The sequence below is a fragment of the Mesorhizobium sp. M0761 genome (assembly GCF_040320205.1).
Taxonomy (GTDB): domain Bacteria; phylum Pseudomonadota; class Alphaproteobacteria; order Rhizobiales; family Rhizobiaceae; genus Mesorhizobium.
Map to the genome: position 1 here is coordinate 59,760 of NZ_JAMYPF010000009.1, position 18,672 is coordinate 78,431.

Here is an 18,672-nt window from a genome sequence, read left to right on the forward strand (position 1 = left end):
GCTTCGAGGAAGGCACTTCCCCTGGAATCGCTTAACCCGGATGCGTCATGTCCTCCGGCCGCACCAGCCGGTCGTAGTCTGCCTCGCTGACCAGCCCGGTGGCCAGTGCTTCCTCGCGCAAGGTGGTGCCCTTCTTGTGCGCGGTCTTGGCGATCTTGGCGGCATTGTCGTACCCGATCGTCGGCGCCAGCGCTGTCACCAGCATCAGCGAGCGGTCGAGCGCGGCCTTGATGTTGTCTTCGCGCGCCTCGATGCCGACGACGCAATTGTCGGTGAAGGATATCGAAGCGTCGGCCAACAGCTGCACCGACTGCAGGAAATTATAGGCCATCAGCGGATTGTAGACGTTGAGCTCGAAATGGCCCTGGCTGCCGGCGAAGGTCAGCGAGGCGTTGTTGCCGAACACTTGCACGCAGACCTGCGTCAGAGCCTCGCATTGGGTCGGGTTGACCTTGCCCGGCATGATCGAGGAACCCGGCTCGTTTTCCGGCAGCGACAGTTCGCCGAGGCCCGAGCGCGGGCCGGAGCCGAGGAAGCGGATGTCGTTGGCGATCTTGAAGAGGGCGGCGGCCGCCGCGTTGATGGCGCCATGCGAGAACACCATGGAATCGTGCGCGGCGAGCGCCTCGAACTTGTTCGGCGCGGTGACGAAGGCAATGCCGGTGATTTCGGCGATGCGCGCCGCCACCTTTTCCGCAAAGCCGACCGGCGCGTTGAGGCCGGTGCCGACGGCGGTGCCGCCCTGCGCCAGTTCCTGCAGGCCGGGCAGCGTCATCTCGATGCGCTTGATCGAAGAGGCCACCTGCGCGGCGTAGCCGGAAAATTCCTGACCCAGCGTGAGGGGTGTCGCGTCCTGCGTATGGGTGCGGCCGATCTTGATGATGTGGGCGAAGGCCTTCGTCTTGACCTCGAGCGCAGCGTGGAGATGCTTCAGCGCCGGCAGCAGATCGTGCACGATGCGCTCGGCGCACGCGATGTGCATGGCTGTCGGGTAGGTGTCGTTCGACGACTGGCTCATATTGACGTGGTCGTTAGGGTGCACCGGCTTCTTCGAGCCCATGACGCCGCCCAGAAGTTCGATCGCCCGGTTGGAGATCACCTCGTTGGCGTTCATGTTGGACTGCGTGCCCGAGCCGGTCTGCCAGACGACCAGCGGGAAATGATCGTTCAGCTTGCCGTCGATCACCTCTTGCGCCGCCTCGATGATCGCCTTGCCGACTGCCGGATCGAGCCGCATCAGCTCCATATTGGCTTCCGCCGCCGCTCGCTTGACGATGCCGAGCGCACGCACGATCGAGGCCGGCTGCTTTTCCCAGCCTATCCTGAAATTGCCGAGGGAACGCTGCGCCTGCGCGCCCCAGTAACGGTCGGCGGCAACCTCGATGGGGCCGAACGTGTCGGTTTCGGTTCTGGTCGTGGCAGCGGTCACTTGTCTCTCCGACGATCGAATTCGGCAACGGCGTATCGCGTTGCACAATGGCCTTCAAGCAGAGATTGCGGTCGGCAGGCAGTAAATCGGTTGAAGCAGTAGCGCCGCCCTTCGGGACTCCTGCACCCTCCACTTTCGTGTGAAGGAAATTGCTCCTCAGTCCGGCTTGATCCCATAAAGTGGACGGAAACTTGCGGATTTAGCTCGATAAGATCATGTCGAGCTGGCGGATTGCTCTACGCAAACTTCCCCCAGGATCAGCAATGCGCAATTCACGTCTACCTACGGCGTCTCACTGGCAACAGCAGCGATGAGGTAGCTTATGCACTTGTCCTTCTGTCCAGTTTCCCGACCAAAATCCGGCATCGCATCCGGATCGAGCTTCGGATCGCGAAGCCGAGAATTTCAAGTCCACCCTGGGAGCGCCTCCACATAGCCTCGGAGATCTCCAAGATGCATGGCGGCAAGGTCGAAGCCGTCTCGACGTCGCAAGAGACGCTCTTTGTCCTCCGTATTTTGCTGAAAGCGCGCCTGATCGCGGACCGTCAGTTCGGAACCTTTTTCCTCCAGCGGCGCAGCTTTGTCCTGAGATAGGATCTGTAGCCGAACGGAAGTGTTCGCCGTCCGGAAGGCGTGCTTGTCCGCGCCTCCAGACGCTGGCGCACGACGCTCATCAGTCTGCAGAACGCGGGTGTTTCCAATGATTGCACCCGTTTGACGAGATTGTCGGGCAATGGCTTTGAGCGCCAGTCAAGCCTCGTAGTCTTGCGGCGTTGCGATCAGGTGCTGGAGATAGGCTGCAAGATCGCTGGCGCTGGCGAAGGCACTGGCGTCAATAAAGGAGTGCTCCGGAACGAACTCGTCCACATTGGGAGCGCCAAGGTAGATCGGCACCGTGCCGGCCATGAGCGCGTCATAGATTTTCTCGGTGACATAGTCGGCCTCGATCGAGTTCTCCATGGCCAGGCAGAATTTGTGCCGCGCAATGGTTTCAATCTTGGTCTTCGAGCCCAGATCGGGGCCAGAGACCGATCGGCTGTTGCGATATCGGCCATAAGAATCGATCTTGATGTGGCGCCCCAGTTCGTTCGCCAGATCGACACGGCCGCTATAATTCAGGCCGGCCGACTGGAAGAGTGCGACCGGCGCTTCTTCCGTTTTCGGTACGATTGGTCTGGCCAGCGCATCTTTCCACCACACCGCACGCGGAAGGTAGGGCACCCAGACATCGGACCGGGATTCATGCGTCATGATGATATCGAAGTGCCGCATGGTTTTGAGGTCGGCAAGTCGCTTGTAGTTTTGGCCGCATTCCATCGACCAGGCGACCCAATATTGACCAGGGTATTTGTAGGCATCGCCAACTTCGCGAAAGTTCGGAATATGGAAGACGACTGCCGCGGCCTCGGAAATCCGTCGTTTGTCCAGTGTCCACCGCCCGGGTATTTCGCACTGTATCGACGCGATATCGACGGGTTTGCTGAAGAACGTTGTGTAGAAGAGGATCAGTGGATCGATAGACGGCATGGCACCACGAATGTCTGAAGCATTGCTCAATCTGCAGACAGACGCGGTATCGGAAGTTTGGTCAAGTGCTCCGCTTGTTCGAGGCAGAGGGCCGTCCAAACGGTCACCCCGCCGTATACCCGCCATCGATCGCGAAAATGCCGCCGCTGGTCCACGCCGCCTCATCGCTGGCGAGATAGACGGCGATGCCGGCAAGATCGCTGGTCTGGCCGATGCGGCCGAGCGGGTAGCTGCGCTCGACATAGGCTTTCAGCTCGGCCTGCGCTGCCGCCGGCAGGTTTTCGATCGACTTGCGCCGCATGGCTGTCTCGACCGTGCCGGGCGCAATCGCATTGACCCTGATGCCGCGCGGACCAAGCTCGAAGGCCAGCGACTTGGTCAGCGAATTCAGCGCGCCCTTGGACAAGGAATACAGGCTCGATGGCCGCTTCGGGATCATCTTGTTGGCGAAGTAGGACGAGATGTTGATGACCGAAGCGCCGGCGCCGAAATGCGGCAGCAGGCGCTGGGTAAGGAAGAACGCCGCCGTCACATTGAGCGCGAAGGATTGCTGGAATTGGTGCTCGGTGACGGTCTCGAAAGGCACCAGATAAGCGACGCCGGCATTGTTGACGAGGATGTCGAGTGGGCCGGTTGCTTTCGCGCGATCGACCACGGCATCGATGCCGGAAGAGGTCGAGAGATCGGCCGACTGGGTGCCGACGTTGCCCTCCGCCGCAAGTGTCTCGCGGGCGGTCTCGAGCTTGCTGGTGTCGCGACCGACGATCAGCACGTCGGCGCCCTCGCGCAAGAAAGCTTCCGATATCGCCAGGCCGATGCCGTCCGAGCCGCCGGTCACCAGTGCTCGTTTGCCAGAAAGTCTCATTGAAGGCCAAGTCGCATCGAATGCTCTCGCTGTTGCCCGCGTCACGAAGGCAATGCCGATCGGCGAGGGCGGTCAAGCCGCCGGCCTATCGCTCAGTATGAACTTCGGTTGGCCGCGTGCCGATCCGGTTACCGCAGCAGCGACTGCGACGTCGGCGTCAGGCGCAAGGTTTCGGTCCGCCAGGTCACATCGGCCGCTTGCCATTGGGGCGAAGCGGCAACTGCGGCTTCGTAACTGGCATGCGCCTCGGGACTGTTGAAACCCGTCACCGCGATAAAGACGTTTTCGCTCAAGCGCACCGGCAGGCGGGGAAAGCTGTTTTCGGCGTGCTCGGTGATGAAGGCGCCAAGCAACCGTCCGCCGGCGCCGATAAGGACCGGAACGGCATCCGTTTCGAAATTGCCGGCGAAATCGGCTTCGGCGCCAGACCGCAGATGATGAATCTGGATGACAACCACACCGGTCAAGCCATCGTCTGCGCTCGGCTTTCCGTCCGCCGGCATGGCGCCTCGCTGCGCGCCTGACAGATCGAAGCCGGCGCCTGGCCATGCCGCCTTCAAGAGCAGCACATCGTCAGAATCGATCATCGTCGCATTGGCGGCGTCGCGGTGCGCCGTCCACACCGGCCCGTCATAGAAGGCGGTGAGCGCCTGCTTCCGCGCTTCCATGCCATCGAAGCCGCGCAGCCAGACGAACATGTCGGGGCGGTCGAGGTCGCGGAACTGTCCGATGATGGTCATGCCGGCGTGTTCCTGGCCTTCGATGAACCGACTGTCGAAGATGTCGATCAGCGTCTCGCGCCGGCCCGGCTTCAGCGTGTACTGCCGCAACTCGACGACAGGCGAAGCGAGCAGGCTTGCCGTCGCAGGCGCATTCAGGGGTACGGTCATTGTGTCGTCTCCAAAAAACAGGATGATCATCCGGTTTATAAAACAGACCGGTTGTCCTGTTTTGTCAATCTGCTATCGTTGGCAAATGTCAGCAGAGATTGCTCGGGCTCCGAAAGGGCCGCCGCGAAAACGCACCAACGATCCCGAAGGGCTGCGCAACAAGGTGCTCGATGTCGCCGAAGCGTCGTTCCAGGCGCGTGGCTATCATGCATCCGCTCTTGGCGAGTTGATGACGACCGCAGGCGTCAGCGGCGGCGCGCTGCATCATCATTTCCCGACGAAGAAGGCGCTAGCTCTGGCGGTGATCGAGGAGCGCGTGGCAGCGGCCCTCGATGAAACCTGGATCAACCCTGTACGGGCGGCAGGCTCGGCGCGCGAAGGCGTGCGCGCGGTGTTCGAGGCGGTGGCGACCGAGCTTGAGCAGCAAGGCTTCGTGCGCGGCTGTCCGCTCAACAATCTGGCGCATGAACTGTCGCTCGCTGACCCGGATTTCCGCGCCGCTCTGGACGATATCTTTGCCGGATGGCGTCAGGCGGTTGCCGACAAGGTGCGAGCCGACCAGCAGTCGGGGAGGGAGCAGGGCACCGACCCCGAGCGCTTTGCGGCACTCGCCATCGCCGCCTATTCCGGCGCCATGTCGATGGCCAAGGCGGCACAGGATGCCAGCGTGCTGCGCGATTGCCTGGCCGAACTTCAGGGTAGCTCAACGCCGCCATTCCCGAGCAGAGCGAAGCGGCGTCGCAGGATCCTGCTGCGGCCGGGAAAACCTTGAGGCCGGAACTGCGCTGTTCTAGTCGGAAAGCGGCTTGATCGTCTCGTAACCGTTCACCGATTCCGCGCTGGTCCCTTCGTCGTAGCGCCGGGCGAGGGACGCCTGCAGATCGGGCGCATAAAGCGCGGTAAATGTGTCCAGCGTTTCGCCGGCGCCGTTCTTAAAGGTCTCCGTGACCGCCAGCACGTTGTATTTGCAGCCGCCGACGTTGAACGTCTCCTTGCCCTTGACGACCAGGCTCAGTGTCTTGGTGCTCTTCGGCTGCTTGTTCGGCGACAGCTCGACGAATTCGATCGTGCTCTTGGCTCCCGTCTTCAGCGGAAACAGTTTTCGCAGATCGGAAAACGGGATCGTCGCCACCCGTCCGGTATCGCTGTCGCGAAACACTTCGACCAGGCCGGCAAACAGGAACTGTGTTTGCGGCGATTGCGATTCGTAGGTGTTGGCGACGGACACCATGCCGCCGGCCACCGGCCGAAACTCGCTGCGGACGCCAGGCATTTCCAGAACGAAGCCGGCCTTGGCCGATTTTGCGTCGACACAATCGGCGGCATGCACCGCAGCCGCCGGCAGCAACCCAGCCAGCACCACGCCTATCGAAAAGGCTCTCATGAAATCCTCCCCCTCTGCTTGTATTTGCTGCGCGCCAGCATGACCCAAGAAATGCCAGAGCCACAGTGCCGTGTCGACCTGCCATTCCTGGCAACCGGACGGTGGGGCGCCGGCTGTGCTGAATTTCAGGTCATGAATCGCAAGCTCGTCCTCTCCCGTCGCAATTTCCTCGCACAGGCAGCCGGCCTTACCATGGCTGGCATGCTGCCGCGCGCCGCGCTTGGCCAGACCGGCAAGCGCATCCAGCCCATCGACGCCACCTTTCTGTTCATCGCCGACGTCCATGCCTGCCGCATGTCGAGCGGCCTCAGCCCCAACTGCCTGGAGGAAGGCAAGACCGATGCCGCGCTGTTGCGCAATGTCGCTGTCCTCAATGGCTTGGCCGGCCGGCAATGGCCAGTCGAGATCGATGGCGTTGCAACCCGCCTGCGTTCGGCCGGCAGCCGCATCGATGCGCCGCTCGGCCTCGTTGTCGGCGGCGACATCACCGACGATGGCGGCGGCCAGATCACCGAGCCCAGCGAAGGCACGCAACTGTTGCAGTTCAGCCAGCGCTATCAACAAGGCGTCGGCCCGGACCGCGTGCACATGCCGGTCTATGTCGGCCTCGGCAACCACGATCTCGACCAGAACGGCTCGCCGCCCCATGTCGACTGGTATCGGCGTGAACTGCGCGACTATGTCGAGGTCAACCACCGCCCCGGCGTGTTCTTCAAGCCGCCGGTGCCGGCCACCGAATACGATGTCGACACCGACTGCTATTCCTGGGACTGGGGCGGCCTGCATCTCGTCCAGACCCACCGCTTTGCCGGCGACACCGGCCATGGCGCGGTGAGCAGCCTGCCGTGGCTGAAGCAGGATCTGGCGACCTACGCGGCGGATGGCCGTCCCCTCATCCTGTTCCAGCACTTTGGCTGGGACACTTTCTCGGTCGAGCGCTGGGACCCGGCCAAGCGCACCTATGACGATGACGGCGCAGGCGCGCCGCACTGGTGGAGCGAGGCCGACCGCCAGGCGCTGCTGGCGGCGCTGAAGGGCTACAATGTCATCGCCATCTTCCATGGCCATCAGCACGAAGTGCCTATGATCTACAAAAGCGATGGCCTCGACCTGTTCAAGCCGAAGGCCGCCTATATGGGCGGCTTCGCGCTGGTGAGGGTAACCGGGGACAGCATGGACGTAGTGCTGGGCGAGGCGGCCGGCGACCACGGCGAGGTCAAGTTCACCAGCGCCTTCAGCAAGAGTCTCAGCCTCTGACAAGAAAAAGGCGGCCTTGAGCCGCCTTCCTCATTGCCTGCGAGATCGGGTCAGAGCGCCTTTTTGATCTTGTCCTTCACGTCGCCATAGACCTTCTGCACCTTGCCGGCGGTCTTGTCTGCAGTGCCTTCGGCCTGGGTCTGCCTGTTGCCGGTCGCCTTGCCGCCGGCCTCCTTGACCGAGCCCTTGACCTGCTTGGCCACGCCGGCAACCTGATCCTTGTTCACCATCTTTGCATCTCCTGGGATTCCGGGGATTCATTCGCAGGAGGCAAACGGGCCGGCTTGGCTTAGGTTCCCTGGGCGGCGATCATCGTCGCATCTGGTCGCTTATATGGTCGCCGAAACGCTTTGCCGCGTCGTATCGTGTGACTAGTGTGACGAAATTTTGGGGAGACCGCCTTGGCTGAATTTACGCTCATCATCGCCAACAAGTGCTTTTCGTCCTGGTCGCTGAGGCCATGGGTGGCGATGAAGCATCTGGAGATCCCGTTCGAGGAAGGTTTCGTGCGCCTGCGCACGCCCGAGACTTTTGCCGCTCTGGCGAAAGTCTCGCCCACCGGCCTTGTGCCAGTGTTGAATCACAATGGCAGGATTGTCTGGGAAACCCTTGCCATCCTTGAATATCTGGCCGACCTGTTTCCGGAGAAAAAACTTTGGCCGCAGGATATCGGCGCCCGCGCCTTGGCTCGCTCGGTGGCGACCGAGATGCATTCCGGCTTTCGCGAGGTGCGCTATGGCTGGCCGATGAATTTGCGCCGGCCGAAGGGCCACAAGCCGCTCGACGCCGAAGGCGAAATGCAGCGCGCGCGCATCGAAACGATCTGGCGCCAGTGCCGGGAACAATACGGCAAAGGCGGCCCCTTCCTGTTCGGTCATTTCACCGCGGCCGATGCCATGTATGCACCTGTCGTCACCCGCTTCGACACCTATGGCGGCAAGCTCGCGCCCGACACGCGCGCCTACGTCGACGCCGTGTTGGCAACGCCGGCGATGCGGCACTGGTATGCGGAAGCAGCGAAGGAGACTTGGCCGGAACCCGGCCCGGACGAATAGGACCACTAATGACATCACGGTGAGTGACCGATGGCCAGCAATGATGGACCGCGTGAGACTACCGCGCCAACAATCTTCCACTGCCGGCTGATCCCGCCTCGGCCGGACTTCGCCTTCACCCTGACGGAGGAGGAGAGGGAGTTGATGGGCCGGCATGCCGACTATCTGCGCGGCAAGCTTGCCGAGGGCACCATGATCCTGGCCGGGCCGGTCGCCGACCCGGCCGGTCCTTGGGGTCTGCTGATCCTGCGTGTCGGCAGCGAAGCCGAGGCAAGAGCGGTCACCGACGGCGATCCGGTGTCGAGCTCCGGCCGCGGTTTCCACTACGAGATCCTGCCGCTGATCAGCGCGATCCTGTAGGCCGCCAGCGTGAGTTTAAGGAAAGTGTGAAACGGTTTTCCCCTGGGAATTGCGTCAGACAAGGGCACTTACAAGAACGCCTCTCGCACCGTTTAATGTGCGGGAGGCGTTCTTTTGCCAGCATTACCGAGATTGCTCTCTGAATTGCTGACACCACGGAAATGCGCCGGCTTGCGATTGGTTCCGGGGCGTGGAATATTTTTTGGAACGCCTTGAGCTCCGCCACCTCGTCAGTTGAGGCTTATGCCTCAGGCACCCTCAGGTTGAATTTGGGCTCCGGCCAAACCAGAAATTGACTCGGCGCTAAAAGAAGTCTATAAGAAACATGTCGATATTTGTTTGACCGACTTTTGTTATCCGCGCATGATGCGCGCCTTTGACGAACTTCCCCATCAAAAATCGAGACAAAACGCTGTTGTGCAGTCGCACGATGGTGAACGAATATTTGCCAGGGAAAGGGTTCTTCATGGCCACCGGCACAGTGAAATGGTTCAACGCCACCAAAGGTTTTGGTTTTATTCAGCCTGACGACGGCTCCGCCGACGTTTTTGTCCACATCTCGGCCGTAGAGCGCGCCGGCATGCGTGACATCGTCGAGGGCCAGAAGCTCGGCTACGAGATGACCCGCGACAACAAGTCGGGCAAGATGTCCGCCGACCAGTTGAAGGCGGCCTGATAAGGAATTCGGCCTTCCGGTGACCACGGATGTACTGGCACCGATGAAAGGCTGAAAGGAGCGCCTTGCGCATCCAACTGGATGCGCGGCGCTTTCATGGAAGGTCAGGCGGTGCCTGGCCTTTTTCATTTTGTGCGTCATGCCGCTAAAAGTGCGCCGCACGCCGGCCGGAACGTGCTAAGGGACGATCCAGCAATCTGAACCGCCCATACTGCCCCGCTGCCGTATTGCTTTGGTCGTAATCGAAGACCGCTCTCGCTCTATCGGCACCAGGCTCCCGACAGGAGAAAGTTTTGACCACTCAATCCAAGACTGCCGACCAGGCCGGCTCGCTGTTCAGCAAGACGCAAACCCAGTCGATGTCACTCAACCGCATCCTGTCCGAGCGTGATGCCGTCAGCGAGGCGCGCGAAGCCAAGACCGCGCGCTTGCGCGAACTGCGCAAGGAAAAGGAAGCCGACGACATGGCAGCGGCCGCAGTCCTTACGGCGCTGCCGAAGCGGGCAGGCAAACGCTGATGGCCACCAAGCGCGTACCGCCGACGCCGATCGATGCCGATGCGACCATCGCGTCCATGGTCCCGGGCCTGGACAAGCCGGTCGAATATGTCCGCCGTGTGCTGGAAAAGCTCGAGCGCTGCAAGCGCGCGCATGGCGATGCCCAGGTGCGCGTCGGCGTGCGCGGCCGTGCCGAAGCTCCGAACTATCTGGTCGAATATGTCCGCGAGGACAAAAAGACCCAGGAGCGCGTGACCTACCAGGATGCCGCCTATAGCGGCAGCACGCATCGCGAACTGGCGGCGCACCACATCGCCGAGGCGAGGAACTGGTCGCCCGAGGAAATGAACATCACAGCGGTCTCGGCGCTGATCGGCCGCTTGCGCAATCCGCGCGCACCATCATCCCGCTTTTCCGACGAGGACTGACATGGCCATAAAGTTTTCCACCAAGGACCAGCCGGCAGCGCCGACTGCTGCCACTGCAAAGCCGGCCAAGCCCGCTGCCGCGCCGAAGGCCGCCGAACCGTCGGCGACCGATCTGTTCGAGGCGCCAGCCGCCACGCCCAAGGGCAAGGCAGGCAAGAAGAAATAGCGCCTTGTCGCACCAAGCCGATCGCAATCTCGCAGCGCCTGGGCTGGTCGCGTTGGCCGCCAGGGATATCCGGTCGTCAAAACAGGACGACCAGCCGGTTTTCGATTGCCAGAGCTGCGGCGCCTGCTGCTCCTACTCGGCCGAATGGCCGCGCTTCTCGACCGAGGACGATGCGCAACTTGACCGGATTCCGGAAAAGTTCGTGTCCGCCGACCTGTCCGGGATGCGCTGCGAGGGCGTGCGCTGTTCGGCGCTTACGGGCGAGATCGGCAAGCACACGGCCTGCGGCATCTACGAGATCCGCCCGGACGTCTGCCACACCTGCATGCCTGGCGGCGACGATTGCCTGATGGCGCGCAAGGCGCACGGGATGCCAACGATCTAGCCGACGCCCACCTTGCCTGATCCCACATCCCCCGATAGCTTCCACCACGGGCAGGGCGTTGGAGGAACCATGAGCATCGAATTCCTGTTGACGTCGCTGATCGTCGTGGCTTCGCCCGGCACCGGCGTTCTCTACACGCTGAGCGCCGGGCTTTCGCGAGGCGCGCGCGCCTCGATCACTGCTGCATTCGGCTGCACGCTTGGCATCATCCCGCATATGGCCGCCGCCATCACCGGCCTGGCGGCGCTGCTGCACACAAGTGCTGTCGCCTTCGAGACGCTGAAATATCTCGGCGTCGCCTATCTCCTCTACATGGCCTGGAACACGCTGAAGGAGAAGGGCGGCCTGAGCGTCGATGAAAACGCGGCACCCCGCTCGGCAGCCAAGGTCATCACCTCCGGTATCCTGATCAACATCCTGAACCCGAAGCTGTCGATCTTCTTCTTTGCCTTCCTGCCGCAATTCGTCAGCACGACCGAACCGAACGCATTTGCCAAGATGCTCGAACTCTCGAGCGTCTTCATGCTGCTGACCTTCGTCGTCTTCGTCGCTTACGGGATCTTTGCGGCCTCGATCCGCAGCCATGTCGTGTCGCGGCCGATGGTGCTGACCTGGATGCGCCGCACCTTCGCCGGCGCCTTTGTCATGCTCGGCGCCAAGCTGGCGCTGGCTGATCGATAGAACAGGAGCTGCCAGGCCTCGGCCTACTCTTCGTCGGTTCCGGATCCGGTCCGGATGCCTAGACGCCAGGCCGAGGGAGGAAGGCCGATCATCTTCTTGAAGGCGCGGCTGAACGCTGCCTCGGATTCGTAGCCGATTTCAGCGGCGATGCTGGCCATGTTGCTGGAGCCGGCGCTGAGCAGCTCCGAGGCGATCTGCATGCGCCATTTGGCGAGATAATGCATTGGCGGCATGCCGACCAGCCTGGTGAAGCGTTCGGCGAGCACGCTGCGCGACAGCGCGGAGTCCTTCGCCAGCGCCTCCACCGTCCAGTTATGCGCCGGCCGGTCGTGGATCAGCGCCAGTGCCCTCGCCAGGTGCGGATCGCGCAGGCCAGCCAGCCATCCCGTGGTTTGTGGCGGCAGCGATTCCAAGTAACGGCGCAACACGTCGACAAACATCAGTTCGCTCAGTTTGGTGAGCACCGTTTCACTGCCTGCGCGCTTTTGCGCCACCTCCGTGACAGCCAGGTTGATGAACTGGCTGAGCCAGCCGCCATCGCCTTTGGCATCTCCGGCCTTGATCACCGACGGCAAAGCCTCGAGCAGTGGATTGAAAGGCTGTGCATCACAGGCGAGATAGCCGCAAACCAGCCTCGCCGAGGTCGCGCCGTCGCCGGCGCAGTTGATGTAAAACGGCATCCGGCCGGATGTTGCGATGTCGAGAACGTCGGCTGTCGGCGGATCGGCGCGCAGCGCCGGATTGCTGGACATAATGTGCGGGTCGCTCCTGGTGAAGACGACGACTTCGCCGGCCTCCAGCGCGATCGCTTCCTGGCCGACGATGCGCGCGAAGCAGCGACCGGCCGTTACCACATGGTAGGAGATCAGATGGTCCGCACCGGGCAGGATCTTCGGCAGGATGGACGATGGCGCCGGCGAGCAGACGGCCCACGGCTCGTGGCCCTCAATGTCAAAAAACGTCGCGCCGGTAAGGCGTACCGTCCTCAACAGGTCAGACAGAGCATCCCCGGCCATTCCGTTTCGTCCCGCACCCGGCTAGCCGGTCAGCCATCCCTTTCGAGTTCCGGACGCGCTGTCAAGCGAGGCGGACGCCGTATCATTCAGTTCGCGGCCAGAACTCCTAAACCTGCACCGGTGCTCAAGCGCTGCCGAGAGAGGGCGCTGAGTGCTGTCGAAACCAACCAGGGACAAATGTCATGACGGTACATAAGGGCGGGTGTTTTTGCGGCGCTGTGGAAATCGAAGTGCACGGAGCCGCCGAGGCAATGGGCTATTGCCATTGCGGTTCTTGTCGATCGTGGTCGGCGTCTCCCGTGAACGCATTCACGCTGTGGAAGCTTCAGAACGTCAAGGTCACGGGGGGCCTGGAGTTCCTGTCCGGGTTCGAGAAGACCGAAATGAGCGATCGCCAGTTCTGCACGAAATGCGGTGGTCATCTGATGACCGTTCATCCGCCGCTCGGCCTGGTCGATGTCTATGCGGCAACGATACCAGGCGTGAAATTCACGCCTGGAGTTCACGTCAACTACGCTGAGACCGTGCTGCCGATGAAGGACGGGCTGCCCAAGCTCAGGGACTTTCCGGCTGAGCTCGGCGGCTCCGGCATCGCGGTGCCGGAATAAGGCCCGGCCACTGCTCGCCATTTTTGACAACGACAATTCAAGACAGGAGATTGTTCATGGAAATCGCAACATTTCGCGCCACGCAGGAGCCGATCAAGGATCTCTATCGCAGGGATGCGAAGGCCGCGTTCCTCACCTTGAAGGCCAAAGGCGTCGCCGACGCGTCCACCGTGACCTGCAAGGTCGAGACCGGACGCGGGCTGGCGCTTGCCGGCATCCATCCGATGGCCGGGGGCAGCGGCCAGGAACTGTGCTCCGGCGACATGCTGCTGGAGGCGCTGATCGCATGCGCCGGTGTCTCGATGCGCGCGGCGGCGGCCGTGCTCGAAATTCCGATCAGGTCCGCCGAAGTTTCCGCGGAAGGTGACGTCGATCTTCGCGGCACGCTCGGCGTGACTGCGGGTGTTCCAGTCGGCTTCAAGGAAATCCGCTTGCGGTTCGACATCGACACCGACGCTCCCCAAAGCCAGCTCGACCAACTGCTCGAGCTCACGGATCGCTATTGCGTGATCTTCCAGACCATCCAGAACAGTCCCAGCACCACGGTGAAGCTGCACCGCGTCATCCAGTGACCAGAAAACCGGCCCGGAAACTCGACTTGAGCGAGATTCCGGGCTGGGAACGGGAGTGCCGTATCGGGCAACGCTTCTATCCCTTGACGTAACCCATCGCCTCGACGATCAGCCCGTCCGCGACACGCATAAGGTTGACGCCGCGGATGGAGTTGCCGTCGGCCATGAAGTAGCGCCAGCGGATCGTCGCCCGTTCGCCGGCGACGAATGTCTCCTCAAGGTCGAAGCGCGTGCCAGGCTGGGTGGCGATCGCCGACCATAGGTCAATGCATGCCTCTTTGCCGGCATGGCGGGCGCCGTCCGGCGCCGGCACGGTGTTTTCGATAACGCAATCCTGCGCCACCAACTCGGCAAGCGCGGACGGATCGTGCAACTGGAACACATCGTTGAAGCGACGCATGGTCTCGGCCGTCTGCCGGGACAAATCATTCCCGGCTGCGTCCATGATAAGCTCCTGTTTCATCATATTCTCCCGGTTTCATTGATCTTTGACGGCTTTGACCAGCACGGCCTTTAGGGTGATCTGAGGCACGCCGGCCAAGGCGCGCGAGACGAGGCAAGTCGCCTTGGCCGACTGCGCCAGGCGTTCGAACTCGTCTTCGGCGAGATCCGTGACCTCCGCCTCCGTTTCGAGCTCGATGCGGGTGATCGTCGGCCCGGCGGCGGTCGCGCCGAGATGCACCTTGGCGACGGTGCGGATGGTGCGGGCGACGTGGCCTTCCTGGCCGAGGATGAAGGTCAGCGCCATCGAGAAGCAGCCGGCATGTGCTGCCCCGATCAGCTCTTCGGGATTGGTGCCCGGACCATTCTCGAACCGCGACGGAAAGGAATAGGCGCCTTCGAAGACGCCGCTGCCAAGCCGCAGACGGCCGCCGCCTTCCTTCAGCGTGCCTTGCCATTCTGCGGAAGCTTCACGGATGGTCATGGTCGTTCTCCTGATTCGGGGTTGAAAAGCGGGCAATTGGGTCAGGCGCAGTCGATGACAACCTTCCCGAACACGTCGCCCTGCTGGAAGTGGCGGTACGCTTCGGGGGCTTCGGCAAAGGGGAAGACCCTGTCGATAACGGGCTTGAGGCGATGCTGCGACACGGCGCGCAGCATGGCCTCGAGATTGCTGCGGCTGCCGACGAACAGGCGGCTGATGGTGGCGAGGCTGCGCTGATAAAGCGCTGCCGGCATCTCGATCGATCTGCCACTAGCGTCCTGCAGCGTCAGCAGCACGATGTGTCCATAAAGCGTGCTGGCAATCAGCGACTGCGCGAAGGTGGCCGGGCCGCCGGTTTCGACGACGAGGTCGATGCCGCCTGTCTGCTCGCGCGCCCAGCCGCCCCATTCCGGTATGTCAGTGCTGGAGACAACGAGGTCGGCGCCCAGCGCCCGCAGCCTGTCGGCCTTCTCCGCGCGCGATGTGACGGCGACAACCCGGCAGCCGAGCAACTTGGCGAACTGCAGAGCAAACAGCGAAACGCCACCCGAACCGATGGTGAGAACCCATTGACCAGGCTTCGGAATCCGGGTCCCGGTCACCGCGTTCCAGGCCGTCACGCCGGCGCAGGTCAGCGTCGCCGCTTCGTGCCAGCTCAGATGATCGGGCAGTCGCGCCGCCCATTGTTCGTCGAGCACGGCAAACTCAGTCAGCATGCCGTCCAGCGTACAGCCGAGCTGGTCGATCAGACCGGCATTGATGCGGCCATCGATCCAGCGGGCGAAGTAGCTGCCTGTGACGCGGTCGCCGACGGCAAAACGGGTGACGGCATCGCCGATTACGACGACGTCACCGGCGCCGTCGCTCAGCGGCACGATGCCTTGCCGCGGCGGCAACGGATAGGTGCCGCCAAGGATCATCGTGTCGCGCCGATTGAGCGAGGCGGCGCGGACTCGCACCACGATCTCATGCGGTTTCGGTTCCGTCCGCGCCTCGTCGCGCATCGCCAGGGATTCGGTTCCACCAAACCCTTCGAGACGGTAGCTGCGCATGTCACTCTCCTTAACAATATATATAGACTGATCTACATACTATATAGACCGATTGTCATATTCTTGGCAAGGCCTATAATGCGTCACTGCTGACAGAGGTTGACATGGCCAACGACACCCGCACCCGCATACTCGAGACCACCGGCCTGTTGCTCAGGCAGCGCGGCTATCACGGCACCTCGCTCAACGACATTCTGGGCGCCAGCGGGGCGCCGCGCGGCTCGCTCTATTTTCATTTCCCAGGCGGCAAGGACCAACTGGTCATCGAGGTGACGCGTAACAGCGTTGCCGACGTCACGAAAAGGCTGGGCGAAGCACTGGCAGCCGAGAGCGATCCTGCAGTGGCCGTCCATCACATCTACCAGTCGGTCGGGCGCATGCTGGAGGACAATGATTTTTCGCTGGGTTGCCCCATCGCGCCGGTGGTGCTGGATTCACCCACCGATGTGCCGGAACTGGCGGAACTCTGCCGATCGGCTTTCGAGCAATGGATCGGCTTGCTGCGACAGGCCTTTGTCAGGGCAGGAGTGCCCGAACGCCGGGCGCATGCCCTGGCACTGCTGGTCGAATCCTCGCTGGAAGGGCTGATGGTGATTGCGAGGGCCACCCGCGATCGTGGCCCGGTGCTGGTGGTGGCCGACGAGGTGGCGGCGCTTGTCGAGCAGGCGGTGCTTGCAGGCAAGGTTGCGCGGCAGGCGGACAGCGCCGCCTAACCATCCGCTTTCCAAAACAAAAAGGGCGCCTCTCGGCGCCCTTTCCGTATGCATAAGCCAGATAGCTTGGATTAGAAATCCATGCCGCCCATGCCGCCCATGCCGCCGCCGCCCATGCCGCCAGGCATGCCGCCGCCGGCCGACTCCTTCTTGGGAGCCTCCGCGATCATGGCTTCGGTGGTGACGAGCAGGCCGGCGACCGAGGCCGCGTCCTGGAGAGCGGTGCGAACGACCTTGACCGGGTCGACGATGCCCATGGCGATCATGTCGCCATACTCGCCGGTCTGGGCGTTGTAGCCGTAGGTCGCGCCCTTGTTGTCGAGGATCTTGCCGGCAACGATCGAAGCTTCAGCACCTGCGTTCGAAGCGATCTGACGGGCCGGAGCCTGCAGTGCACGGCGAACGATGTTGATTCCGGCAGCCTGGTCGGCATTGACGCCGGTGACCTTGATGTTGGCCGAAGCGCGCAGGAGAGCGACGCCGCCGCCTGCAACGATGCCTTCTTCCACGGCCGCACGGGTCGCGTTGAGGGCGTCATCGACGCGGTCCTTCTTTTCCTTGACTTCGACTTCCGTCGCGCCGCCGACACGGATCACCGCAACGCCGCCGGCGAGCTTCGCCAGACGTTCCTGCAGCTTCTCCTTGTCGTAGTCCGACGTGGTCTCTTCGATCTGCTGCTTGATCTGGGCAACGCGGCCCTGGATCTCGGCCTTCTTGCCGGCGCCGTCGACGATGGTGGTGTTCTCCTTGGAGATCGACACCTTCTTGGCGCGGCCGAGCATGTTGAGGCCGACATTCTCGAGCTTGATGCCGAGGTCTTCCGAGATGACCTGGCCACCGGTCAGGATGGCGATGTCTTCCAGCATGGCCTTGCGGCGATCACCGAAGCCCGGCGCCTTGACGGCGGCGATTTTCAGGCCACCACGCAGCTTGTTGACGACCAGCGTGGCCAGAGCCTCGCCTTCGACGTCTTCCGAGATGATGAGCAGCGGCTTGGAGGTCTGCACGACGGCTTCGAGAACCGGCAGCATGGCCTGGAGGTTGGACAGCTTCTTCTCGTGCAGGAGGATGTAGGCGTCCTCGAGCTCGGCAACCATCTTGTCGGCGTTGGTGACGAAGTAGGGCGAGAGATAGCCGCGGTCGAACTGCATGCCTTCGACGACTTCCAGCTCTGTCTCGGCGGTCTTGGCTTCTTCAACCGTGATGACGCCTTCATTGCCGACCTTCTGCATCGCTTCGGCGATCATGGCGCCGACCGACTCGTCGCCATTGGCGGAGATCGTGCCGACCTGGGCAACTTCCTCGGAGGTCTTGATCTTCTTGGCAGCCTTGCCGAGAGCCGCGACGACTTCGGTCACGGCCAGGTCGATGCCGCGCTTCAGATCCATCGGGTTCATGCCGGCGGCAACGGCCTTGTGGCCTTCCTGGACGATCGACTGCGCCAGGACGGTCGCGGTCGTGGTGCCGTCGCCGGCGATGTCGTTGGTCTTCGAAGCAACTTCGCGGACCATCTGCGCGCCCATGTTCTCGAACTTGTCTTCAAGCTCGATTTCCTTGGCGACGGTGACGCCGTCCTTGGTGATGCGCGGTGCGCCGAACGACTTGTCGATGACGACGTTGCGGCCCTTGGGGCCGAGCGTGACCTTCACCGCGTCGGCGAGGATGTTGACGCCGCGCAGCATGCGCTCGCGGGCGTCGCGGGAGAATTTTACGTCTTTAGCAGCCATTTTTTAGCTCCTGGCAGGGGGCTTGCGATCAAGCCCGAAATTAGTTGACGGTGAGGCCGATGATCAGCCGATGATGCCCATAATGTCGGATTCCTTCATGATCAGAAGGTCTTCGCCATTGAGCTTGACTTCGGTGCCCGACCATTTGCCGAACAGGATGCGGTCGCCGGCCTTGACGTCCAGCGGGACCAGCTTGCCGGCTTCGTCGCGAGCGCCGGAGCCGACGGCGATGATCTCGCCTTCCTGCGGCTTTTCCTTTGCCGTATCCGGGATGATGATCCCGCCGGCGGTCTTGGATTCGGATTCGACCCGGCGTACGACCACGCGGTCATGAAGCGGGCGGAACTTCGACTTTGCCATTTTTTCTTCCTCGAATGAGAACGGTGAGAGCTGTTCCTCGATCCGGCGGTGCCGGATGTGCGTTAGCACTCACCTGGGGAGAGTGCTAACGTCGCGCTG

General features: G+C 62.4%; 26 protein-coding genes. 14 read left to right on the top strand and 12 right to left on the bottom strand.

Translation table 11 applies throughout. The features are described 5' to 3' along the window. Positions 1-31 precede the first annotated feature (31 nt). Entirely contained in the window at positions 32-1,429 is a 1,398-nt protein-coding gene (gene fumC, locus NKI32_RS16705) for a class II fumarate hydratase (protein WP_353003016.1), read from the bottom strand. Between the two features lie 453 nt (positions 1,430-1,882). Here fumC and NKI32_RS16710 point away from each other — a divergent pair, with 453 nt between their 5' ends. Beyond that, the gene (locus NKI32_RS16710) at positions 1,883-2,023 is read left to right on the top strand and encodes a hypothetical protein (protein ID WP_353003017.1); all 141 of its coding nucleotides are present in this window, start codon (positions 1,883-1,885) and stop codon (positions 2,021-2,023) included. 156 nt (positions 2,024-2,179) lie between these two features. On the opposite strand, the gene NKI32_RS16715 is transcribed toward NKI32_RS16710, so the two are convergent. The 3 genes from NKI32_RS16715 to NKI32_RS16725 form a co-directional block, all read right to left on the bottom strand. Further along, positions 2,180-2,986, bottom strand: a complete 807-nt coding sequence (locus tag NKI32_RS16715) for a glycosyltransferase family 10 domain-containing protein (protein WP_353003018.1) — start codon at positions 2,984-2,986, stop codon at positions 2,180-2,182. A 73-nt stretch (positions 2,987-3,059) separates the two neighbouring features. Then, the gene (locus NKI32_RS16720) at positions 3,060-3,821 is read right to left on the bottom strand and encodes an SDR family NAD(P)-dependent oxidoreductase (protein ID WP_023747763.1); all 762 of its coding nucleotides are present in this window, start codon (positions 3,819-3,821) and stop codon (positions 3,060-3,062) included. A 128-nt stretch (positions 3,822-3,949) separates the two neighbouring features. Continuing rightward, positions 3,950-4,711 carry an NIPSNAP family protein gene (locus NKI32_RS16725; RefSeq protein ID WP_352445852.1) on the bottom strand — a complete coding sequence of 254 codons (762 nt, stop codon included), beginning with the start codon at positions 4,709-4,711 and terminating at the stop codon, positions 3,950-3,952. 85 nt (positions 4,712-4,796) lie between these two features. Between NKI32_RS16725 and NKI32_RS16730 the strand changes: the two genes are divergently transcribed. Further along, a complete protein-coding gene (locus tag NKI32_RS16730) occupies positions 4,797-5,483 on the top strand; it encodes a TetR/AcrR family transcriptional regulator (protein WP_023747761.1) in 687 nt (228 codons plus the stop codon). 18 nt (positions 5,484-5,501) lie between these two features. Here NKI32_RS16730 and NKI32_RS16735 read toward each other — a convergent pair whose 3' ends face one another. Beyond that, the gene (locus NKI32_RS16735; protein WP_023750509.1) at positions 5,502-6,095 is read right to left on the bottom strand and encodes a hypothetical protein; all 594 of its coding nucleotides are present in this window, start codon (positions 6,093-6,095) and stop codon (positions 5,502-5,504) included. A 132-nt stretch (positions 6,096-6,227) separates the two neighbouring features. Here NKI32_RS16735 and NKI32_RS16740 point away from each other — a divergent pair, with 132 nt between their 5' ends. Then, complete coding sequence (locus tag NKI32_RS16740) at positions 6,228-7,352, top strand: metallophosphoesterase (RefSeq protein WP_353003019.1); 1,125 nt, start codon at positions 6,228-6,230, stop codon at positions 7,350-7,352. A gap of 50 nt (positions 7,353-7,402) precedes the next feature. Here the strand turns inward: NKI32_RS16740 and NKI32_RS16745 are convergent, their stop codons facing one another. Next, positions 7,403-7,582, bottom strand: a complete 180-nt coding sequence (locus NKI32_RS16745; protein ID WP_023671498.1) for a CsbD family protein — start codon at positions 7,580-7,582, stop codon at positions 7,403-7,405. Positions 7,583-7,753: 171 nt separating this feature from the next. Here NKI32_RS16745 and NKI32_RS16750 point away from each other — a divergent pair, with 171 nt between their 5' ends. From NKI32_RS16750 to NKI32_RS16785, 8 genes are all read left to right on the top strand, one after another. After that, positions 7,754-8,407: a glutathione S-transferase family protein gene (locus NKI32_RS16750; RefSeq protein ID WP_023684314.1), complete on the top strand. Its 654-nt coding sequence runs from the start codon at positions 7,754-7,756 to the stop codon at positions 8,405-8,407. Positions 8,408-8,437: 30 nt separating this feature from the next. Next, complete coding sequence (locus tag NKI32_RS16755; protein WP_023824496.1) at positions 8,438-8,767, top strand: YciI family protein; 330 nt, start codon at positions 8,438-8,440, stop codon at positions 8,765-8,767. Positions 8,768-9,233: 466 nt separating this feature from the next. Next, the gene (locus tag NKI32_RS16760; protein WP_023671502.1) at positions 9,234-9,443 is read left to right on the top strand and encodes a cold-shock protein; all 210 of its coding nucleotides are present in this window, start codon (positions 9,234-9,236) and stop codon (positions 9,441-9,443) included. 293 nt (positions 9,444-9,736) lie between these two features. Further along, the gene (locus NKI32_RS16765; protein WP_353003020.1) at positions 9,737-9,961 is read left to right on the top strand and encodes a hypothetical protein; all 225 of its coding nucleotides are present in this window, start codon (positions 9,737-9,739) and stop codon (positions 9,959-9,961) included. Continuing rightward, positions 9,961-10,368: a hypothetical protein gene (locus NKI32_RS16770; protein WP_023671504.1), complete on the top strand. Its 408-nt coding sequence runs from the start codon at positions 9,961-9,963 to the stop codon at positions 10,366-10,368. The genes NKI32_RS16765 and NKI32_RS16770 overlap by 1 nt, the downstream gene beginning before the upstream one ends. Position 10,369: 1 nt before the next feature. Then, positions 10,370-10,534, top strand: a complete 165-nt coding sequence (locus NKI32_RS16775) for a hypothetical protein (RefSeq protein WP_353003021.1) — start codon at positions 10,370-10,372, stop codon at positions 10,532-10,534. A gap of 52 nt (positions 10,535-10,586) precedes the next feature. Continuing rightward, positions 10,587-10,919, top strand: coding sequence for a YkgJ family cysteine cluster protein (locus tag NKI32_RS16780; RefSeq protein WP_050589135.1), 333 nt, complete (start codon positions 10,587-10,589; stop codon positions 10,917-10,919). A 69-nt stretch (positions 10,920-10,988) separates the two neighbouring features. Beyond that, entirely contained in the window at positions 10,989-11,600 is a 612-nt protein-coding gene (locus NKI32_RS16785; protein ID WP_023689918.1) for a LysE family translocator, read from the top strand. A gap of 23 nt (positions 11,601-11,623) precedes the next feature. Here the strand turns inward: NKI32_RS16785 and NKI32_RS16790 are convergent, their stop codons facing one another. Further along, positions 11,624-12,616 carry an AraC family transcriptional regulator gene (locus tag NKI32_RS16790; RefSeq protein WP_353003022.1) on the bottom strand — a complete coding sequence of 331 codons (993 nt, stop codon included), beginning with the start codon at positions 12,614-12,616 and terminating at the stop codon, positions 11,624-11,626. A 182-nt stretch (positions 12,617-12,798) separates the two neighbouring features. On the opposite strand from NKI32_RS16790, the gene NKI32_RS16795 reads away from it, so the two are divergent. Beyond that, positions 12,799-13,224 (top strand): GFA family protein, encoded by a 426-nt coding sequence (locus NKI32_RS16795; RefSeq protein ID WP_353003023.1) that lies wholly within the window; start codon positions 12,799-12,801, stop codon positions 13,222-13,224. A 56-nt stretch (positions 13,225-13,280) separates the two neighbouring features. After that, positions 13,281-13,796, top strand: coding sequence for an OsmC family protein (locus tag NKI32_RS16800; RefSeq protein WP_023671510.1), 516 nt, complete (start codon positions 13,281-13,283; stop codon positions 13,794-13,796). A gap of 76 nt (positions 13,797-13,872) precedes the next feature. Here NKI32_RS16800 and NKI32_RS16805 read toward each other — a convergent pair whose 3' ends face one another. The 3 genes from NKI32_RS16805 to NKI32_RS16815 are packed head-to-tail and all read right to left on the bottom strand — an operon-like array spanning position 13,873 to position 15,773. Next, positions 13,873-14,259 carry a nuclear transport factor 2 family protein gene (locus NKI32_RS16805; RefSeq protein WP_353003024.1) on the bottom strand — a complete coding sequence of 129 codons (387 nt, stop codon included), beginning with the start codon at positions 14,257-14,259 and terminating at the stop codon, positions 13,873-13,875. A 15-nt stretch (positions 14,260-14,274) separates the two neighbouring features. Next, positions 14,275-14,721, bottom strand: a complete 447-nt coding sequence (locus tag NKI32_RS16810) for an OsmC family peroxiredoxin (RefSeq protein WP_023689922.1) — start codon at positions 14,719-14,721, stop codon at positions 14,275-14,277. 41 nt (positions 14,722-14,762) lie between these two features. After that, positions 14,763-15,773, bottom strand: a complete 1,011-nt coding sequence (locus NKI32_RS16815) for a zinc-dependent alcohol dehydrogenase family protein (RefSeq protein ID WP_353003025.1) — start codon at positions 15,771-15,773, stop codon at positions 14,763-14,765. Positions 15,774-15,877: 104 nt separating this feature from the next. Between NKI32_RS16815 and NKI32_RS16820 the strand changes: the two genes are divergently transcribed. Next, positions 15,878-16,486 carry a TetR/AcrR family transcriptional regulator gene (locus NKI32_RS16820; protein ID WP_023697706.1) on the top strand — a complete coding sequence of 203 codons (609 nt, stop codon included), beginning with the start codon at positions 15,878-15,880 and terminating at the stop codon, positions 16,484-16,486. Positions 16,487-16,557: 71 nt separating this feature from the next. On the opposite strand, the gene groL is transcribed toward NKI32_RS16820, so the two are convergent. Then, positions 16,558-18,213 carry a chaperonin GroEL gene (groL, locus tag NKI32_RS16825; RefSeq protein WP_353003026.1) on the bottom strand — a complete coding sequence of 552 codons (1,656 nt, stop codon included), beginning with the start codon at positions 18,211-18,213 and terminating at the stop codon, positions 16,558-16,560. A gap of 63 nt (positions 18,214-18,276) precedes the next feature. Beyond that, a complete protein-coding gene (gene groES, locus NKI32_RS16830) occupies positions 18,277-18,573 on the bottom strand; it encodes a co-chaperone GroES (RefSeq protein ID WP_006203049.1) in 297 nt (98 codons plus the stop codon). Positions 18,574-18,672 lie beyond the last annotated feature (99 nt).

Excerpts from the sequence above, each read along its gene's own strand:
- NKI32_RS16710 (WP_353003017.1), top strand. The coding sequence starts at position 1,883 with ATGCATGGCGGCAAGGTCGAAGCCGTCTCGACGTCGCAAGAGACGCTC.
- NKI32_RS16720 (WP_023747763.1), bottom strand. The coding sequence starts at position 3,821 with ATGAGACTTTCTGGCAAACGAGCACTGGTGACCGGCGGCTCGGACGGC.
- NKI32_RS16725 (WP_352445852.1), bottom strand. The coding sequence starts at position 4,711 with ATGACCGTACCCCTGAATGCGCCTGCGACGGCAAGCCTGCTCGCTTCG.
- NKI32_RS16730 (WP_023747761.1), top strand. The coding sequence starts at position 4,797 with ATGTCAGCAGAGATTGCTCGGGCTCCGAAAGGGCCGCCGCGAAAACGC.
- NKI32_RS16735 (WP_023750509.1), bottom strand. The coding sequence starts at position 6,095 with ATGAGAGCCTTTTCGATAGGCGTGGTGCTGGCTGGGTTGCTGCCGGCG.
- NKI32_RS16740 (WP_353003019.1), top strand. The coding sequence starts at position 6,228 with ATGAATCGCAAGCTCGTCCTCTCCCGTCGCAATTTCCTCGCACAGGCA.
- NKI32_RS16745 (WP_023671498.1), bottom strand. The coding sequence starts at position 7,582 with ATGGTGAACAAGGATCAGGTTGCCGGCGTGGCCAAGCAGGTCAAGGGC.
- NKI32_RS16755 (WP_023824496.1), top strand. The coding sequence starts at position 8,438 with ATGGCCAGCAATGATGGACCGCGTGAGACTACCGCGCCAACAATCTTC.
- NKI32_RS16760 (WP_023671502.1), top strand. The coding sequence starts at position 9,234 with ATGGCCACCGGCACAGTGAAATGGTTCAACGCCACCAAAGGTTTTGGT.
- NKI32_RS16770 (WP_023671504.1), top strand. The coding sequence starts at position 9,961 with ATGGCCACCAAGCGCGTACCGCCGACGCCGATCGATGCCGATGCGACC.
- NKI32_RS16775 (WP_353003021.1), top strand. The coding sequence starts at position 10,370 with ATGGCCATAAAGTTTTCCACCAAGGACCAGCCGGCAGCGCCGACTGCT.
- NKI32_RS16785 (WP_023689918.1), top strand. The coding sequence starts at position 10,989 with ATGAGCATCGAATTCCTGTTGACGTCGCTGATCGTCGTGGCTTCGCCC.
- NKI32_RS16790 (WP_353003022.1), bottom strand. The coding sequence starts at position 12,616 with ATGGCCGGGGATGCTCTGTCTGACCTGTTGAGGACGGTACGCCTTACC.
- NKI32_RS16795 (WP_353003023.1), top strand. The coding sequence starts at position 12,799 with ATGACGGTACATAAGGGCGGGTGTTTTTGCGGCGCTGTGGAAATCGAA.
- NKI32_RS16800 (WP_023671510.1), top strand. The coding sequence starts at position 13,281 with ATGGAAATCGCAACATTTCGCGCCACGCAGGAGCCGATCAAGGATCTC.
- NKI32_RS16805 (WP_353003024.1), bottom strand. The coding sequence starts at position 14,259 with ATGAAACAGGAGCTTATCATGGACGCAGCCGGGAATGATTTGTCCCGG.
- NKI32_RS16810 (WP_023689922.1), bottom strand. The coding sequence starts at position 14,721 with ATGACCATCCGTGAAGCTTCCGCAGAATGGCAAGGCACGCTGAAGGAA.
- NKI32_RS16815 (WP_353003025.1), bottom strand. The coding sequence starts at position 15,773 with ATGCGCAGCTACCGTCTCGAAGGGTTTGGTGGAACCGAATCCCTGGCG.
- NKI32_RS16820 (WP_023697706.1), top strand. The coding sequence starts at position 15,878 with ATGGCCAACGACACCCGCACCCGCATACTCGAGACCACCGGCCTGTTG.
- groL (WP_353003026.1), bottom strand. The coding sequence starts at position 18,213 with ATGGCTGCTAAAGACGTAAAATTCTCCCGCGACGCCCGCGAGCGCATG.
- groES (WP_006203049.1), bottom strand. The coding sequence starts at position 18,573 with ATGGCAAAGTCGAAGTTCCGCCCGCTTCATGACCGCGTGGTCGTACGC.